We start from the raw sequence: 16,301 nt of genomic DNA, 5'->3' as shown, positions 1-16,301 counted from the left end.
GAGGTCAGCGTGTCCTTCGACGACCTTTCAAAAGAAGAGCTTGTAACGATACTCGAGCTCATCGAGCGTTCGCAGAAGTGCTCGAGCACCCATGGCCTGAGGGAGCTCATCCTCAAGGCAAGGGAGCTTTTCGAGGCGGAGTTCGCCGTATGCGGCCTTGTCGAAGCCGGCCTGCCGCACGTGAATGCCTTTGTCAACGGCAACTACCCGGAAGAATGGGTCGAGCGCTATTCCTCTGAGAACCTTCATCTGCACGACCCGGTGGTCCGGTTCCATTCCAGATACGCCATGACCCAGCTCTGGTCCGACGTCTTCAGGCACTACGAAGACCCCGGGGCCAGGGCCTTAATAAGGGACGCAGGAGATTACGGCCTGAAGTTCGGCATATCAGGGGCCATATACGTGCCCGTTGCCGACCAGGTCGCGATCTTCAGCTTCTCCGGCGAAAGGGACAGGTTCACAAGCCGCCACAAGAGGATAATAGACATACTTACCATGCACTTCAGCCGGGCCCTTGTAAATTCGGTTAAGCCTGTTGGCGCCGTTCCTCACTGGGACGTGCCCTCGTTAGGTTTTCAGATGAGATGACCTGCTAAAAGGAGGGAAGCTGAGATGGAGTACAAGGACTTCTCCAAAAGAGAGCTTGCCGAGATACTGGACATCATACAGGCATCTCTGGCATGCAGGACCGAGACAGACGTCATCGCCGTGACCGGGAGGATAAAGGAGCTTGTCTCGGCTGACATGAGCGTTTGCGCGCTCGGTGAGACATCTACAGGCAGGCTCCTCAAGGTAGCCAACCACAACTGGCCGGGCGAATGGGCGGGCATGTATACTTCAGAGGAGCTATATAAGGACGACCCGGTCTTCCTTTTCAATTATGAGTCTTCCAGGCCGTACACCTGGGCGGAGGCGATGCGCAGGTACCCGGAGAAGCCTTACGCCGACCTCATGCACAAGGCCTCCGAGTTCAGGCTCCGGTACGGCATATCCAGCGGCATAAGCTCGGACGGCCCAAAGGGGAGCATATTCTCCTTCGCAAGCGACCAGGACAGGTTCAACCCGCACCACCTCAAGGTACTCGACATCGTGACACCCCATGTCCACCTGGCCCTCGTAAGGATCTGCGGCATCCAGTCAAGGGCGGAGGTGGATATATCGGTGAGGGAGAAAGAGGTGCTCGGCTGGATGAAAGAGGGGAAGACGAACTGGGAGATATCGGTCATACTCAGCATAAGCGAGAGGACGGTCAAGTTCCACGTTCAGAATATAGAGAGGAAGCTGAACGCCGTGAATAAAGCGCATGCTATAGCGATCGCCCTTGATAGCGGCCTGGTAGTATAGCAGGCCGAGTGCCGAATCTGCGGCGTCGTCTTCAAGATTCGTCACTGCGGCGTACAAGGTGAGTACGCCTCGTCCCTCATTTCCCGGCTCCTTGCGTATTGGCCTTTTTGAATAGCCTGAATATGATCTGAGTCCTTCAGCGATCTGCCGGTCATCCACTCATAGTACTCCGGCCTTTTTATCGAGGCCTCGGTTTCGAACCTGCGCCAGTCGAGCATGCAGACCGCGGCCTTTACCCCGTCTGGCATCGTTATGAAGCTTCCGACGGCCTCAACCGGAAGGCACGCGAGCCTCAATATCCTGTAGCACCTGTTGTCGACCACCATCGCGGAGTATCTTACGCCGTTCATAAGGTTCCAGTGATAAAGGCCCTTGTAGAGGAGAAAAGTGATGTTCGGCTCGCAATTGCTCGAGCGGAACTCTTTTTTGACGCAGAGCCTGGTTATTTCGGCGACCTCCGGGGTGCGCTCTATGCTGGCCCCCTCAGGCATGAGGCACGCGAATTCCTTGTCTATCATGAAGGGCCTTGGCGCCTTTATCATCCTCAGGCTTCCTACCGGCTCCATGCCGGGGCCCAATACCCCGATCGTCTCGGAGAAGCTGTCGTAGCTATCGACCTCGACCCCGTTCGGGTCTTCAGGGACCCACTTGAGCTCCCCGGCGAAGACGTCGTGCCGGAGCCTCCACACCGCCGCGAACTCCTCTGGCGCTGAGACCTTCTTGACTACAAAGCCCGATTCCTCGAATAGTATATCCATGCCCTGGTTTTAACAGGCAAAGGGCATGCAACGTAACTGACTAGGATATCAGTTTTTTTTTAACCGGCATAGATGTAAAATATAAAATTTAGCCCGGAAGGCCCCTGTACCAAAGTGCAGGGGAAAGGGGATGGCGACCGGCTGTATAATATGGACCGAAAGCCATTCCATGCACGGACGGATCGGTTCCTGAGGCAGTCGCGAAATAGCCTCTTGAGAGGAAAGGCAAATACTACCCGGATGATCGCACGATGAACGCTGATCCCTCAAAAGAGCGGAACGACTTGCGCTCGCGCTTCAAGGCCGGAGGGCCGGTGCGGTTGTGCAAGGAGGAGATACTTGAGCTTATCGTCTCCTATGCCGCTCCGAGAAAGGACCCAGTGGCCGCTTCAGCCCAGCTGCTTAAGAGGTTCAGGAACTTAAGGGGCGTCATGGATGCCGCCTCTGATGAGCTTAAGGGCGCGGCCTGCCTTGGGGATAACGCGGCCATCTTCATAAAGCTGCTGAAAGAGGCAGCCGGGGCGTACCTCAAGGAACGAGCGCTCGGCAGGAGCGTTGAGACCGATCCGGCGGGCCTCCTTGATTACTTGAGCCTGACGCTTTCAGGCGAGAGGGTCGAGAAGTTCCTGGCTGTATACCTTGGCCTTAAAAAAGAGGTGGTCGCAGTCGAGGTGCTCCACGAGGGGACGATAAACCAGACCGTGGTCTATCCCAGGAAGGCGATAGAAAGGGCCTTCAGACATAACGCACACGGCGTCATTTTCGTACACAACCACCCGAGCGGGGACCCGACGCCATCGGGCATGGACAGGCAGCTTGCGAAGGTGCTGGACAGGGCCGCCGCCGCCGTAGACCTTTTTGTCCACGACCATCTCATAATAGGCAGGAACAGCCGCTTCAGCGCCCGTGAGCACGGCTGGATGATGGGCTATCCTCTTCACCACAGGGCGGCAAGCCCTTGAGAGGCTCAAATATGTTCATTATTGCAATTGCGAGTAACTTTTTTACGATGAAGCAATCTCTAGGGAATTCTGAATAATGTCTCACAATGGGATTTAAAATCCCTCGCCATGAGATTTTCAAGCTTACGTCCTATGCCAGGCTGAAAGCGCGATATCAAATGGAAGCGATGGATATTCCCGGTCCCCCTCTTTCCTAAAGGGGGGTTTATAATCCCCCTTAGTCCCCCTTTGGAAAAGGGGGAGATTCAGCCGACTGTTTTTCGAACCTGCCGCCTTCCAGGCGGTAGTGTTCAAATAAATCATGGCCCGCCTTGTTTGATCCCGAGTGTGTCTACTACCGCTTTGAGAAGGCTTGAGACCGAATAGGGTTTCTTAAGAATGACGTGCCGCCTGGCTTTAACCGGAGGCTCTTCCTTCTCGATATGGTTGATGGTCAGGATGACCTTTATATCAGGGTTTTTCTCGCGTACCTCTGCCGCGAGCTGCAACCCGCTCTGGTCGTCGAGCACAACATCGCTCAGGAGGAGTTCGAACGCCCCGTCCTTTTTTTCCATGGCATCTAAAGCTTCCCTGGCGCTGGCTGCCGTTGTGACCATGAAGCCGTGCTCCGCAAGGGCCACGCTCGTGAACTCCCTGGCGTGTTGTTCGCCATCTACCAGGAGTATCTTTTGGCCTGACCCGCCGGGGAGCTTCGGTGGGGGCGCTTCGCCGCCGCGCTTTTTTGTTATAACAGGAAAATATATCTTGAAGGTCGCGCCCTTGCCGTGCTCGCTCGATACGGTTATCCAGCCGTTGTGCTGTTTTACGATGCCGTAGACTATAGAGAGGCCGAAGCCCATCCCCTTGCCCGCCTCTTTGGTCGTGAAAAAGGGCTCGAAGATCCGGGGGATAAGCTCTTTTTCGATGCCTGCGCCCGTGTCGGCCACCGTAAGGCATATGGCCTCGCAAGGGAGCGCCTCCGGGATGGCAGCGGCCTTCTTCTGGTCTATGATGACGTTCTCGGTCGAAATCGAGAGTCTTCCGCCTTCGGGCATGGCGTCCTTCGCGTTTACGGCGAGGTTCATCAGCACCTGCTCCATGTTGCCCTCGTCGGCCTCGATAAGGCATAAGTTGGGCGCGAGGTTCGTCGAGATGATGATATCCTCGCCTATTATGCGGGTTATCATCATGAGCAGGTCCTCGATGAGCTTATTCATATTCAACGGCACGAGCTCAAAGGGCTGTCCGCGGCTGAAGAGCAGGAGTTGCCGGGTGAGCCTGGAGGCGAGCAGGACCGATGTCACTATGCCTTCGAGCTTGGGGTAGAGTGGGTCTGTCTTTTTCATATCCTCAAGGGCGAGTTCGGCGTTGCCGCGGATGGAGGTAAGTATGTTGTTGAAGTCGTGCGCTATGCCCCCGGCGAACCTGCCGATGGCCTCCATCTTCTGCGACTGGCTCAGGCGGGACTGTATCATCTCCCTTTCCCGCTCCGCGCGCTTCCTCTCGGTTATGTCCCGGATCATGGCCGTGAAGTGGATGATGCCGCCCAGGGTGAAGTTATTGAGGGCCAGCTCAAGGGGGAAGACCTCTCCGTTCTTCCTTATGCCCTTGTATTCCATTATCATGCCCTGTATCTTGCTATCGCCCGACTCAAGGAACCTCTTCAATCCCTCCTTGTGCGCCCTTTTGTAGCGATCAGGGATAAGTATGGTCACCTCCTGGCCCACGAGCTCGTCCCTGGTGTAGCCGAATATCCTTTCGGCGCTTTCGTTGCAGTCGATGATCCTGTCCTGGGCGCTGGCGATCATTATCCCGTCAAAAGCGGTATTGTGCACAAGGCGGTAGCGCGCCTCGCTCTCCTTCAAGGCCGCCTCCGTGCGCTTCCTTTCCGTTATGTCCTCGCCGGAGCTTAGCGTGCCCGTGACCCTGCCGCTCTCCTTTAGTATTATATTGTGCCAGAGGACCGTCCTCTCGGCGCCGCTCCTTGTGAGCACAGGGTTCTCGAAATACCCTTCAGACTCAATATCCCCTGAAATAAGGTGTGAGAACTCAAGGAAGACCTCTTCCCTCAGCCTTCCCGGTATGAAGTTGTCGAACCAGTTCCTGCCAAGTATCTCGTCCTCACTCCAGCCGAGCACGTCGCAGCCTTTCCTGTTGATGAGCTCTACCCTGCCGTCCCTGTCAAGGACGACGACGATTACGCCAGCTACCTTGAGATAACGCTGGAACCTGTCTTTTTCCCGCAGGAGGGCCCGCTCCGCCTCGCGGCGTTCCTTTATGATATGAAGAAGCGGGCGAAAGATGAACAGGAACAGGACCGGGGATAGTATGATGATGTGCAATGGTACGTCAAGCAAGGCGATATAAGGCGGGGAAACGCGATCTTTAAGCAGATGGAGTATTATCTTCACGCAAAGTTCGGAGAAGAGGATTGAAAGGATTATTACAGTCAGGATACCCCATGGCGATTTGTACAGCTTGAGCTCTGGTATTACGCTCTTTCCCCTGTTTCCGTCTCTGGGCCTATTATCGTCCATTGCCGGTCCTGGCTCGGTATTTGAATTTGGGGCGCGGCTATCCCGCGGAACGGAAGGCGTTCCTGCTCCCCCATACTGAATATTCTTTATTTCTTGGCTTTCGTCAAGCTTGACAGGTTCAATTTGGCGTGTAAATTTATACAATAACCCGTTTTGACAGCCTAAATCCCTTTCCATAATCGGAAAAACAGGAGGTAAGCGTGAAGAAAACAGTTTTTTTAGCGCTCTCGGTAATGCTCGCGCCCGTTGGCGCTCTCGCCTATCCGAACGGGACCCCGTTTTACTTGACCGATACCGGACCCTTTTGCGCCTCCTGCCATTCAGCGGCAAAGGCCGAGTACATGCCTGAATTGCCGCCCGAGGCAGCCAGGGCAGAGCTGCCGGAGACGAAGCACTATAGCCTTGTGCGAGCGCCACTTCCGCCTTCGCCCTATATAGAGCTTACAAAGGAGCAGAAGGATGAGGTTATCAGGATAGCGAAGCTTATAGACTCAAAATCTTCCGTAACGCTCTCGGCGCCGGGGGAGGTCAAGGCCGGGGAAGAGCTGACCGTCACTGTAAAGGTCAGGGGTGGCAATGGCCCGGCGGTCTGCCTGATGCTGGTCGACAGGGCCTTGAGGTTCCAGGCAAGGCCCGTGGCATCAGATGGCTGGAGGATAATCGGCGAGCCGGAAGTGGTGGGCCAGGACGGCAAGATACAAAAGGGCTGGCTTGAAAAGAGGGGCAAGGGGCTCCCGAGGGACTTGAACTATATAACCATAGAGAAGCAGCAGTTCGATCCGGGCAGGGACCTTTTCCCGGAAGGCACCGTAACGTTCAGGCTCAAGGCGCCGGTAGAGCGCGGGGCTTACACGATGGCCGCGGCATTCCTGTACGGAACGGAGAACGCGGAGACCGCGGGCTTTTTCCAGAGGCCTTCCGGGCGCATACTCTTCTCAGAAGAGCTTAATATACGGGTCGAATGAGGACGGGACGGTTATTTTCAACGCGTGTTGATTTTTTTGTTTACAACCAGCCCCAGTTTGGGTAAATTGTCTGAATTAACCGGCGCGACGCAAAAGCTCTTTTAACCCTGGCTTTAATATAGGCCAGGGTTTTGTGAATGTTGCCTTTCTGGCGCGGCTTCCCGGGTTATTAGTCTTGTCAATCGATCCTTTCAGGTGTTAACAGTTGGCTGGCCCATAGTATGATCCGCTTTAAGGGCTGGTTTGACAAGACTTGTCTGTACAGCTATGATTGTCCTATAATTTCAGCTATCCTTTTCGGTACAGCCGTTAAGGATTTTTTTGTAGAAGGGAAAATATATGCGCCTACTCGTTCGAGGTGAAGTAGGCCCCTTGGAAAGGAGGCGGATCGCACCTTTCAGGGGGGTTTAAAAAACCATTCGTCAACGATAGCAAGTCAGAAAAAAACATTTAAAACAGAAGGAGAAAGTAAAAAATGAAAAAGCTCGGATTCGCTCTCGTAGTAGCCCTGTTCGGTTTCTCAACCCTCGTCGTGGCCTGCAAGAAGCAGGAAGCGCCGGCCCCGGCTCCCGCAGCCCCGGCTGAGCAGCAGCCCGCCGCCCCTGCAGCCCCGGCTGAGCAGCCTGCCGCTCCCGCGCAGCCCGCTCCCGCCGAGCCCGCGAAGTAAGAGGCTTCAGGCGGCGTATCAGCCGCCTTGTTGTCAAGGTCAAAGAACCGGCGGACCGGAAAGGGCGCAATCCCTTACCGGCTCCGCCGTGTTTTTTTTAGCATGCTGCTGAAAAAGTCCATCTGCATCGTTGGCTTCAGGAGCTTCTACTACGGCGTACCAAAGAAGTACGCCTCATTCATCAAAGCCTCGCAAATGGAGCATTTGAACAGCCTGACAAAATCTGGTTAAATCCGGCCGTTCCCATACAGGCGGCAAATGCCGCGCTAAAGGAGGGAGCCGTGGATGAGGAAGGTGTATTCATAGCTACTTCCGGCTGGCAATACGGGCACTGGATAGGCCCGTTCTATCCTGAAGATATCCGCAAGACCAGGCTCTTCGATCACTACTCCAGCCGCTTCAATACCGTCGAAGTAAATAACACGTTCTACAGGCTCCCCGAAGAAGAGACCTTCACGCACTGGAAGGAAAAAAGCCCGGAGGGCTTTATCTTCGCCCTCAAGGCGAGCCGCTTTATAACTCACGTCAAAAGGCTTAAGGACCCGGAAGGGCCTGTCAGGAACTTTATCGAGCGGGCTGATATCCTCGCAGAGAAGCTCGGTCCCATATTATTTCAGCTTCCGCCAAGGTGGAACGTAAATACCTTAAGGCTCGGCGCTTTCCTCGAGGCGTTGCCAAAAGGGTACAGGTTCGCCTTCGAGTGCAGGGACCCGAGCTGGTTCGACCCCGGCGTCTACGGTCTTTTAAGGGAAAGAAACTCAGCCTTTTGCATCTTTGATTTCGACTTTTTGCTTTCGCCCCGGGAGGTCACGGCTGACTTTATCTACATCAGGCTCCACGGCCCTGCCGGAAAGTACAGGGGGCAGTACACCGACGAGGCTTTAAAAGATTGGGCCCGGTTCATAAGGGGTTGGAAGAAGAAGGTCAAGGCCGTATACTGCTACTTTGATAACGACGAGGCAGGGTACGCGGCTACCGACGCTTTAAGGCTTAAAAAGATGCTGGGGCGCTAAGAGAGGTCAAAAGCGCCCCGCGCACACTATCCGGCGTGTAAAAACCTAACGGACATTTCCCAGGCAATCCCCGTTCCATACCTTCATGCCCTTGAGGAACTGAACGGATTTCCTCGCCGCCTCTTCAGGCCTCAGCGGGTGCGCGTAGAGGTCCAGGGTTATGAAACCATGATACGAGTTCTTCTGGAAGAGCGAGAGGATGTGTCGGAAGTCCATCTCCTCTGCGCCGGGTGTAGTCTGTCTCCTCCCTTTTATCTCCTCCAGACGCACGTGGAAGATCTTCCCTTCGAGGAGGTCGAGCGTGGATGCCGGCTCTTCGCCGAGCAGGTGGCTGTGCCCAAGGTCCAGGTTGGCGCCGAGGGATGATGAGCCGATCTCGTTTATGAGGCAGACAAGCTCGGAGCTCGACTCGATGAGCAGGCCCGGCTCGTACTCAAGGCCCACGAAGACCCTTTTTTCCTCGGCGTACCTGACGATGCTCTTAAGCGACTTCTTAAGGAGCTCTATGCTCTCCTCCGGCGTGGTCTCCGGCTGAATGGGCCCGGAGGTGACGCTGACGTTCGCGGAACCGAGATGCCTGGCGAGGTCCACGCATCTTTTCGTGTAATCGACCCGCCATTCCCTTATTTCGCGGTCCGGGTCTGTGAGGCACGGCTCGAAAAGCGGATCTCCGTGGCCGGACTCCGAGTAGCCGCGCACGGTATTGGCGTTTATATTCGATACCTTTATCCCCGTCCTTGAAATGGCCGTTTTGAGCTTTCTTATGTCTGCTTCCTTTACGTCGTGCATGTACAGATGTGGTGTGTCGGCCAGAAGCTCCACGCCCTCGTACCCGGCGGCGGCTATCTTCTCCACCGCCTCGACTACCGAATTCCGTATAAACGCATTCGTGCTGAATGAGAACCTCATGTGTGCACTCCGTTATGTTGCGCCTCTTTCGTGTATTGAAAGAGCATGTGGGACTGCTCGTAGAACAGGTGCTCGTCAACCCCTATCGGCGCCTTGAAAAACGAGGCGAGCTGCCGCATTATCCCGGCCTCACCCCTTCTTTTCGCCAGCTCGGAGAGCCTGGCGAGGTCGAGGACCAGAGGGGCCGCGAGCATTGAATCATACCCCTGCCAGGTGAACTGAAGTGACATCTTCGTTCCCAGGAAACCTCTGAAGTGGATAAAGTTCCAAGCCGTCTTCTGGTCGTCGAGGGATGGGACGTACTCGATGTGCACCTTTGAATGGGGGGTGTAGCCCAGCGACTTGGAGAGTATCCCGTCCTTGCTGATTATCTTGGACTCCCTGTTCTCCGGGTCGCTTAAGACCTTGCCGTCCATGTTGCCCAGGATATTGAAGCCCTCCCATGAAAGGACGTCGAGGTTCCTGTACATGAACATGGGTATAAGGGCTGATTTGACCAGTGTCTCGCCTGTCTTGCCGTCATTTCCCATGACCGGGACGCCGGTTTTTTCGGCGAGCTCTATGAGCGCCGGCAAAAGGGCGGCGTTGGACGGCGTAAAGTTTATGTACGGGCAGCCTTCAAGTATGGCGGCGTAAGCATAAAGCGTGGAGGCCCGGACTTCCGTGGACCGGTCATCCTCGATAGATGCCTTGAGCCCGGCAAGGGTGGCGTGGGCAGGGCAGGCCTCGATCGGCGGCTCGGTGGAGGCGAGGTTCACTACTATCACGCACTGAAGCGAGTTCCGCTCCCGGAAGCCGTTTATATCGCCCCTTAGCCGGTTGACCTGGGCCGCGAGCGTCATCGGCTCCTCCGCGCCGGCAGATAAGGACTCTATCGTCTTCCCGCAGTTGGTCGTTATGCCGCGGCATATGTTCCGGGAGATTTCCATGAGATCTCCCTTAATGTGCGGGAGCAGCTCTTCAGAAGGGAGCTGAGAGCTTTTGAAGAAGTTGCAGGCGCTCTCAAGCGGCGTGGCGGACCTTATCTCCCACCCGCCGAAGGCCATCTCGGCTGGATCGGCAAGGGCGAGGCCTGAGAACTCCGGCAGGCCGGTGACCATGCCGGTCCGTCCCGATATGCCTTTCCTGATGGCCAACGCGCCAGCCATCACTACGGTAGCGATATATCCGGAAGCGCCGATGAAGAATATGCCTGTCTTACCCATGATGACGAGGCGTCTCTATGAGATCGGGGGCGTGGAAGGCTGTGTTTCCGGCCTGAGCTTGATAGAACCCTTCCATCGTATGCTTATCGGATCGCCTGGATATGGCAGAAAGCATCTTCTTCCTCCTTGGGGAAGGCTCGATAGAGTCCGGTTTTATAAGGTGTACTCAGATCAGGCTTACGGAAGTGAAAAGCGCGTCTCGGAAAAGTTTTCCCCTATGAGGATTCTATGGCAATAACGATGTTTGTCAAGACGCGTTAAAGACAGATCCAGCGGGGGTGAGACGTATTGGAAGAAATGGACGGGCTTGACGGGAAAATCAGGGGGCGCGGAAGCTTCCGCACCCCGGAGATAAGCTTCAGGCGTTGCCTTTTTCAAGGTTCTTTACCATGTCCGTGAACATGTCGCCCTTGATAGTGGTCTGGTCTTCGCACTTGGGGCACTTTACGACAGCGCCGTCCTTGAGGTCGCGGGCTTTTTTCTTGAAGACGTTCTGGCAGCTCGGGCAGGTTATGTCTATCGTCAGGTCAGCCATTTTTAAAGCTCCTTCGCTTGAGTCTTATTTAGATTATTACCATAACTGCCCATGTAAAGGCAATATGGAAGGGAAGAAGAGTGGGCAACAAGTCAAGCGGGTCAACTAAAAAGGGGTCAGGCGAATTCGCCTGACCCCTTGATTTTAATGGTGGCCAGGGAGGGAGTTGAACCCCCGACACGGGGATTTTCAGTCCCCTGCTCTACCGACTGAGCTACCTGGCCGCTAAAAAGGAACAAATAAAATAATATTAACGCCTCCGGTTGTCAAGGCTAAATTGTCGGTCGTCTTTAGTTATGCTGTTTGGGACCTGGTAACAGGAAAGGGGCGGCTCCTGGCGACGAAAGGGACCATGCTCACGTCCGCGCTCATAGAAAAGCTGCTGAACCTCAACCGGATAGACCCGATAAACGGACCTGTCCACGTGCTCGTGAAAGACTAATTAAGGTCCCCGAGCGCGTGCTGAACGATTGAGAGCACCGCCACCGCGGCGGTCTCGGCCCTTAATATGCGCGGGCCGAGGCCCACTTTCCTGAAGCCTTTCGTTTCAGCCTCGCGAGCCTCTTCATTGGAAAGCCCGCCTTCGGGGCCAACGAGGACCGCGACTTTAAGAGCGCCATTCGCCGCAGCAAGGGTATCTTTTAACCCGGCCGCGCCAGTCTTCTCCCAGAGCTGAAGCCTCAGGCCGTCTGAACAGCTTTCCAGCGCCACCTTGAGGTCAGGGGCGAGCCTTATCTCCGGCAGCACGCTCCTTCCGCACTGTTTCGCGGCCTCGATGGAGACCTTCTTCCACCTGTGGAGCCTTGTCCCCGCCCGCTCGGCCTCGACCCTGGCGACCGTCCTGGGCGTCTGGTAGAAGCAGACCTCCTTCACTCCAAGCTCTGTCGCCTTCTGCACTATGAAGTCGGGCTTATCGCCCTTGATGAGGGCCTGAAGGAGGACGAGCGAAAGAGGGCTTTCCTTGACGGAGTCTGCGAGACCCTCAATTACAACGACCGCCGAGCTTTTGCCCAGCGTATCTATAACGCCTGTAAGCTCAAGCCCCCTGCCGTTAAAGAGCCTGACGGATGCGCCCCTGTCGAGCCTCAATACCTTGTTGAGGTGGTAGAACTCATCGCCCGTAAGCTCCACTTCCGTTGAGCGTTCGTCCATCTCTTCTACAAAGAACCTTCTCATGGACGGTCCTTCGGGCTTAAAAAGACAAGGGCGGTCCACTCTTTTGAAGAGTAGGCCTTCACGAGCCTCATTCCCTCTTTTGAATATGCCTCGGCTACTTTTTCTTTTTCATGGGAGAGTATGCCTGAAAGGATGAGCCATCCGCCGGGGCTCACGCGGCCGCTTATCGGACTGGAGAGCTTGATAAGCTCTTTGGCGAGTATGTTGGCGGCAACAACCGCGAAGCGCCCCTTGACGGACTCAATGGGTGTCCCGCTGATCGTGACTTGGGCCCTGTTGAGCCGGGCGTTCTTCCTCGCAACCTTAAGCGCTACCTTGTCTATGTCTGTGCCTATGGCCTTTTTGAAGCCGAGCTTTTTGGCCGCTATCGCCAACACCCCTGTGCCGGTGCCGACGTCAAGGATGTGCGGCGCGGCAGGCAGTTTCTTGTCCTGCGAAAGCCAGAGGATGGCCGCCAGGCACATCCTGGTCGTGGCGTGGCCGCCTGTGCCGAAGGCCATGCCAGGGTCTATTCCGATTATCTTTTCCCCGGGCTTTCTCCTGGATTTATTCCAGGTGGGTTTTACGACGATTGTAAGACCCTTGCGGCTGACCCTCACCGGGCGGAGCCCTTTTTTCCACTTCTCCGACCAGTCGGTCTCCTTGAGAAATGACGTCGCAACCGACCAATCGATCCTGCCGAGCCGTTCGCTTACGTCCTTAAGTTTTTTTTCGGCGCCTTCCGGCAAATAGGCCTTTAGCGCCGCCACGGTAGAATCGTCTGCCTCTTCAGCGGTCTCATCCTCCCAGCGGCTGAAGGAGACGAGGCGGCCTGAGGCTTCGGCCTTTGTCTCTTCGAGCACTCCGGGGCTTCCGGCAGAAATGAGAGCCGCTGAGGCGGCATCTTTTGCGTCAGCCGGGCCAGTCGCCCGTATCTCTATCCATCCAGCCACCTGGCTTACGACCTCATGTTCATGAACTGGAGGCTTATGTCCATGTCCTTCGCCTTGATGGTCTGGATGGCCTCCTGCAGGTCGTCTATCTTTTTGGCGGTGACCCTTATCTGGTCGTCCATTATTTGGGTCTGGACCTTGAGCTTGCTATCCTTTACGAGTTTTGTTATCTCCTTGGCCTTGTCGGAAGGTATGCCCTGGAGGACCTTGATGACCTGCCTCTTCATGTTGCCTGAGGCGTCCTCCACCTTTCCGTATTCGAGCGATTTAAGGGCTACGCCGCGCTTTACGAGCTTTGTCTGCAGTATGTCGATGACGTTCCTGAGCTTGCCGTCGTCATCGGCAAGTATCGTTATGTCGTCCTTCTTCTCCCATTTTATCTCGCTCTTCGAGCCCTTGAAGTCATAGCGCTGTTGCATCTCCTTGATGGCCTGGTTCACGGCGTTGTCGACTTCCTGTATGTCTGTTTTTGAGACGATATCGAATGACGGCATCTTTACTCCTCCGTTTTTTATTTTTATTTCAGGGGCCGCACTACCTGGGCGCCCTTTGGCGGCGTGAACTTGAAGAGCTTGTCTTTTAAGGGCTCGTTGGTCTTTATATCGTTGAGCTCTATAATGGTCTCTGTCCCGAAGTTGTCTGCCACCGAACTCCTTTTTATAAGGAAGCTTCCCTTGTCCACGTCAAGGAGAAGCGCCTTTAAGCTGGGCTCTGCCTTTTTCGGGGTGAGCTTAAGCCTGTAGAAGCCTTCCTCGGAGCCCGCGAGGGCTATGTGGAAGTCCCTGTTGAGCTCTCCCACGCCGGAGAGGAAATCGGTAGCCATCGAAGAGGCCGCGCCCGCGATCTTTTGTTCAATGACCTGGTTAAGATCGCTCTGGTAGAGCCAGAACGTCCTGCCGTCGCTCACTATGAGGTCGCCTTCGGGGGAGGCGTACTCCCAGCGCATCTTGCCGGGCTTCTTGAACCAGACCCTGCCGCTCGAGAGCTGTTTCTGCTTAAGCCCCTTTGAGGATACCTCCTGCGTAAAAGAGGCCTGCACGGTTGAGATCGCCTCGTAGGCCTGCTGGAGCCTGGCGACTATCCTTGAAGCCTCATCAGCCGCCGCGATAGAGGGCGCAATGATGATGAGCGAAAATATGGTGATAAAGCTCTTTATCATGTGGGTTTACGCAGTAGCACTTCCCTTGGGCGGCTCCCCTGGGCAGGGCCTACGACGCCCTCCTTCTCCATCTTCTCTATTATCCTCGCGGCGGTGTTGTAGCCTATTCTGAACCTCCGCTGTACATACGATGTCGATATCATCTCAAGGGTGGCGGCGAGCGCCACCGCCTCGTCGTATCTCCTCAGGAACTCTTCGCCCAGGTCGGCGTCCTCGTCTATGAGCGCGCTTTCGTTCTCTTCTATGACTATCTCCTCGTATGCCGGGGCGCCCTGCTTCTTCCAGAAATCCGTCACACGTTTTATCTCGGTCTCTGAAACGTAAGCCCCGTGTATCCTCTGGAGCTTCGAGGTGCCCGGCGGCAGGAAGAGCATGTCCCCCTGCCCGAGGAGGGTCTCAGCCCCTCCGGCGTCTATGATGGTCCTCGAATCGGTCCTTGAAGGCAGCTGGAAGGCGATCCTCGCGGGGAAGTTGGTCTTGATAAGGCCCGTGACTACGTCGACCGAAGGGCGCTGTGTCGCTATCATAAGGTGTATTCCAGATGCCCTCGCCATCTGTGAGAGGCGCACTAGGCATTCCTCGACGTCTTTCCCTGATGTCATCATGAGGTCCGCAAGCTCGTCTATTATGACGACTATGAACGGCAGCTTCTTCTCGTCTGATTTGTTGGCGTCCTCGACCATCTGGTTATACTTCTCGATGTTCTTCGCGCCCTTCTCGGCCATGAGCTTATATCGCCTGCCCATCTCCGTTACTATGCTCCTTAGCGCACCTGCCGCCTTCTTGGGGTCGGTTATGACGGGGGTAATAAGGTGGGGTATGCCCTCGTAGGCCGAAAGCTCGAGCATCTTGGGGTCGACCATGAGGAAGCGCACATCCTCCGGAGTCGCCTTGAAAAGGAAGCTCAATATCATCGCGTTTACGGATACGCTCTTCCCTGTGCCCGTCGCGCCGGCTACCAGAAGATGTGGCATCCTCGCGAGGTCCGCCACATATGGAGCGCCGGAGATGTCCTTGCCGAGGGCGAGCGAGAGCCTTGAGCGGCTCTTCGAGAAGGCGGGGCACTCCATCATCTCACGGAGCATTATCATGTCTCTGGTCTGGTTCGGGACCTCGATGCCTACGACCGCCTTGCCCGGTATGGGGGCTATTATCCTTATGGACATCGCCTTCATCGCGAGCGCGAGGTCGTCAGAGAGGTTCGTTATCCTCCCGACCTTTACCCCGGGTGCCGGCTCGAACTCGTACATCGTTACGACCGGCCCCGGCCTTACCTCAAGCACCCGCCCTTCGATGCCGAAGTCAAGGAGCTTTTTCTCCAGCACCTGCGAGTTCGCAAGCAAAGCCTTGTCATCTATAGAGCTGCCCTTTTTGGGCACCGCGTCGAGGAGCGAAAGAGGGGGGAGCATGAAGCTGCCCTTGGGAGGCGTGAACTCGAGCGCCTCTTCCGGCTCTTCCACCGGCCTCTTGTTATGTATCTTCGGGGCGATGATGGCCGGGGCCGCCGCGCCCTTTTCCTTCTCTTTAGGCTTCTCCTCCGCCGATCTTACCTTCTTCGGCGCCGGTTCGTCTTCAGGTTCTTCTTCGACGTCGGCTTCATCTTTCCTGCCCGAGCGCGCCTTGTCCATAATGGCCTTGAAGACCGAGACGGTCGGAGGGAGCGCCTTCAGGGCTATCTGTATGACGGATAGCCCTGTTGCGACGAGGAACGCTATGAGGATGACGGCTGAAAGGAAGATGATCGAGCCCGTTGCCCCGACCAAATCGGCAAGAAGAGAGCTTAGGAACGCGCCGGTAAAGCCGCCCGCCTCCCCTGTGGATGACAGGAGGCTTAGAAGAGACGAGGTGGAAAGGACAAAGAGGATGAAACTTACCGGGACGACTATCCTGAACCGGAAAAAGCGCCTCAGCATCAGGCCAACGGAGAGCAGGGTGAGGATGAACGGGAAGACGTAAGAGGTATATCCGATGGATTTCAGGAAGACGCTGGAGAGTATATCCCCGAGAAAACCGCCCCAGTTGGATTCACTGCCATATGAGAAGAGGCTGATGCCTGAATACATGGCAAAGGCGAAGAGGGCAATGCCCAATATCTCCTGCATGATGCCGTTATCTTTTTCCTGTTTTGGGTTGGCTTTGGCCATTATGGTCCGGGTAAAG

The 16,301-nt window shown here is 55.6% G+C and carries 17 protein-coding genes and 1 tRNA gene; 7 read left to right on the top strand and 11 right to left on the bottom strand.

Annotated features, from left to right (window positions below):
* Positions 1–9: 9 nt before the first annotated feature.
* Positions 10–588, top strand: coding sequence for a hypothetical protein (locus A2V21_313310; protein OIJ72607.1), 579 nt, complete (start codon positions 10–12; stop codon positions 586–588).
* Positions 589–612: 24 nt separating this feature from the next.
* Positions 613–1,344 carry a hypothetical protein gene (locus A2V21_313305; GenBank protein OIJ72606.1) on the top strand — a complete coding sequence of 244 codons (732 nt, stop codon included), beginning with the start codon at positions 613–615 and terminating at the stop codon, positions 1,342–1,344.
* A 41-nt stretch (positions 1,345–1,385) separates the two neighbouring features.
* Here the strand turns inward: A2V21_313305 and A2V21_313300 are convergent, their stop codons facing one another.
* Positions 1,386–2,102: a hypothetical protein gene (locus A2V21_313300; GenBank protein ID OIJ72605.1), complete on the bottom strand. Its 717-nt coding sequence runs from the start codon at positions 2,100–2,102 to the stop codon at positions 1,386–1,388.
* Between the two features lie 251 nt (positions 2,103–2,353).
* Here A2V21_313300 and A2V21_313295 point away from each other — a divergent pair, with 251 nt between their 5' ends.
* Positions 2,354–3,064 carry a hypothetical protein gene (locus tag A2V21_313295; protein OIJ72604.1) on the top strand — a complete coding sequence of 237 codons (711 nt, stop codon included), beginning with the start codon at positions 2,354–2,356 and terminating at the stop codon, positions 3,062–3,064.
* 123 nt (positions 3,065–3,187) lie between these two features.
* Here the strand turns inward: A2V21_313295 and A2V21_313290 are convergent, their stop codons facing one another.
* Both A2V21_313290 and A2V21_313285 read right to left on the bottom strand, forming a co-directional pair.
* Positions 3,188–3,367, bottom strand: coding sequence for a hypothetical protein (locus tag A2V21_313290; GenBank protein OIJ72603.1), 180 nt, complete (start codon positions 3,365–3,367; stop codon positions 3,188–3,190).
* Complete coding sequence (locus A2V21_313285; GenBank protein OIJ72602.1) at positions 3,364–5,580, bottom strand: hypothetical protein; 2,217 nt, start codon at positions 5,578–5,580, stop codon at positions 3,364–3,366. The genes A2V21_313290 and A2V21_313285 overlap by 4 nt, the downstream gene beginning before the upstream one ends.
* Before the next feature lie 200 nt (positions 5,581–5,780).
* On the opposite strand from A2V21_313285, the gene A2V21_313280 reads away from it, so the two are divergent.
* The 4 genes from A2V21_313280 (at position 5,781) to A2V21_313265 (ending at position 8,225) form a co-directional block, all read left to right on the top strand.
* The gene (locus A2V21_313280) at positions 5,781–6,545 is read left to right on the top strand and encodes a hypothetical protein (GenBank protein OIJ72601.1); all 765 of its coding nucleotides are present in this window, start codon (positions 5,781–5,783) and stop codon (positions 6,543–6,545) included.
* A gap of 475 nt (positions 6,546–7,020) precedes the next feature.
* Positions 7,021–7,212 carry a hypothetical protein gene (locus A2V21_313275; protein ID OIJ72600.1) on the top strand — a complete coding sequence of 64 codons (192 nt, stop codon included), beginning with the start codon at positions 7,021–7,023 and terminating at the stop codon, positions 7,210–7,212.
* Positions 7,213–7,242: 30 nt separating this feature from the next.
* On the top strand, positions 7,243–7,443 hold the full coding sequence (locus tag A2V21_313270; protein OIJ72599.1) for a hypothetical protein: 201 nt from the start codon (positions 7,243–7,245) through the stop codon (positions 7,441–7,443).
* 50 nt (positions 7,444–7,493) lie between these two features.
* Positions 7,494–8,225 carry a hypothetical protein gene (locus A2V21_313265; protein ID OIJ72598.1) on the top strand — a complete coding sequence of 244 codons (732 nt, stop codon included), beginning with the start codon at positions 7,494–7,496 and terminating at the stop codon, positions 8,223–8,225.
* Between the two features lie 45 nt (positions 8,226–8,270).
* Here A2V21_313265 and A2V21_313260 read toward each other — a convergent pair whose 3' ends face one another.
* From A2V21_313260 to A2V21_313225, 8 genes are all read right to left on the bottom strand, one after another.
* Complete coding sequence (locus A2V21_313260) at positions 8,271–9,134, bottom strand: hypothetical protein (protein OIJ72597.1); 864 nt, start codon at positions 9,132–9,134, stop codon at positions 8,271–8,273.
* Positions 9,131–10,339 carry a hypothetical protein gene (locus tag A2V21_313255; GenBank protein ID OIJ72596.1) on the bottom strand — a complete coding sequence of 403 codons (1,209 nt, stop codon included), beginning with the start codon at positions 10,337–10,339 and terminating at the stop codon, positions 9,131–9,133. The genes A2V21_313260 and A2V21_313255 overlap by 4 nt, the downstream gene beginning before the upstream one ends.
* A 683-nt stretch (positions 10,340–11,022) precedes the next feature.
* Positions 11,023–11,098 (bottom strand) — tRNA-Phe (locus tag A2V21_313250).
* Between the two features lie 214 nt (positions 11,099–11,312).
* Positions 11,313–12,050, bottom strand: coding sequence for a hypothetical protein (locus tag A2V21_313245; protein ID OIJ72595.1), 738 nt, complete (start codon positions 12,048–12,050; stop codon positions 11,313–11,315).
* Positions 12,047–12,982 (bottom strand): ribosomal protein L11 methyltransferase, encoded by a 936-nt coding sequence (locus tag A2V21_313240; protein OIJ72594.1) that lies wholly within the window; start codon positions 12,980–12,982, stop codon positions 12,047–12,049. Before A2V21_313240 ends, A2V21_313245 begins: the two co-directional genes overlap by 4 nt.
* 5 nt (positions 12,983–12,987) lie before the next feature.
* Positions 12,988–13,476 (bottom strand): YajQ family cyclic di-GMP-binding protein, encoded by a 489-nt coding sequence (locus tag A2V21_313235; protein OIJ72593.1) that lies wholly within the window; start codon positions 13,474–13,476, stop codon positions 12,988–12,990.
* 23 nt (positions 13,477–13,499) lie between these two features.
* Positions 13,500–14,141, bottom strand: a complete 642-nt coding sequence (locus A2V21_313230; protein ID OIJ72592.1) for an outer membrane lipoprotein carrier protein LolA — start codon at positions 14,139–14,141, stop codon at positions 13,500–13,502.
* Entirely contained in the window at positions 14,138–16,285 is a 2,148-nt protein-coding gene (locus A2V21_313225; GenBank protein ID OIJ72591.1) for a hypothetical protein, read from the bottom strand. Before A2V21_313225 ends, A2V21_313230 begins: the two co-directional genes overlap by 4 nt.
* Positions 16,286–16,301: the final 16 nt, after the last annotated feature.

This window comes from Deltaproteobacteria bacterium GWC2_55_46 (assembly GCA_001595385.3).
Classification (GTDB): domain Bacteria; phylum Desulfobacterota; class GWC2-55-46; order GWC2-55-46; family GWC2-55-46; genus UBA5799.
The sequence above is the reverse complement of the archived record's forward strand: the minus strand, read 5'-3'. Positions and strand labels throughout refer to the sequence as shown.

Excerpts from the sequence above, each read along its gene's own strand:
- A2V21_313225 (OIJ72591.1), bottom strand. The coding sequence starts at position 16,285 with ATGGCCAAAGCCAACCCAAAACAGGAAAAAGATAACGGCATCATGCAG.
- A2V21_313245 (OIJ72595.1), bottom strand. The coding sequence starts at position 12,050 with ATGAGAAGGTTCTTTGTAGAAGAGATGGACGAACGCTCAACGGAAGTG.
- A2V21_313295 (OIJ72604.1), top strand. The coding sequence starts at position 2,354 with ATGAACGCTGATCCCTCAAAAGAGCGGAACGACTTGCGCTCGCGCTTC.
- A2V21_313305 (OIJ72606.1), top strand. The coding sequence starts at position 613 with ATGGAGTACAAGGACTTCTCCAAAAGAGAGCTTGCCGAGATACTGGAC.
- A2V21_313300 (OIJ72605.1), bottom strand. The coding sequence starts at position 2,102 with ATGGATATACTATTCGAGGAATCGGGCTTTGTAGTCAAGAAGGTCTCA.
- A2V21_313275 (OIJ72600.1), top strand. The coding sequence starts at position 7,021 with ATGAAAAAGCTCGGATTCGCTCTCGTAGTAGCCCTGTTCGGTTTCTCA.
- A2V21_313285 (OIJ72602.1), bottom strand. The coding sequence starts at position 5,580 with ATGGACGATAATAGGCCCAGAGACGGAAACAGGGGAAAGAGCGTAATA.
- A2V21_313290 (OIJ72603.1), bottom strand. The coding sequence starts at position 3,367 with ATGATTTATTTGAACACTACCGCCTGGAAGGCGGCAGGTTCGAAAAAC.
- A2V21_313230 (OIJ72592.1), bottom strand. The coding sequence starts at position 14,141 with ATGATAAAGAGCTTTATCACCATATTTTCGCTCATCATCATTGCGCCC.
- A2V21_313255 (OIJ72596.1), bottom strand. The coding sequence starts at position 10,339 with ATGGGTAAGACAGGCATATTCTTCATCGGCGCTTCCGGATATATCGCT.
- A2V21_313260 (OIJ72597.1), bottom strand. The coding sequence starts at position 9,134 with ATGAGGTTCTCATTCAGCACGAATGCGTTTATACGGAATTCGGTAGTC.
- A2V21_313235 (OIJ72593.1), bottom strand. The coding sequence starts at position 13,476 with ATGCCGTCATTCGATATCGTCTCAAAAACAGACATACAGGAAGTCGAC.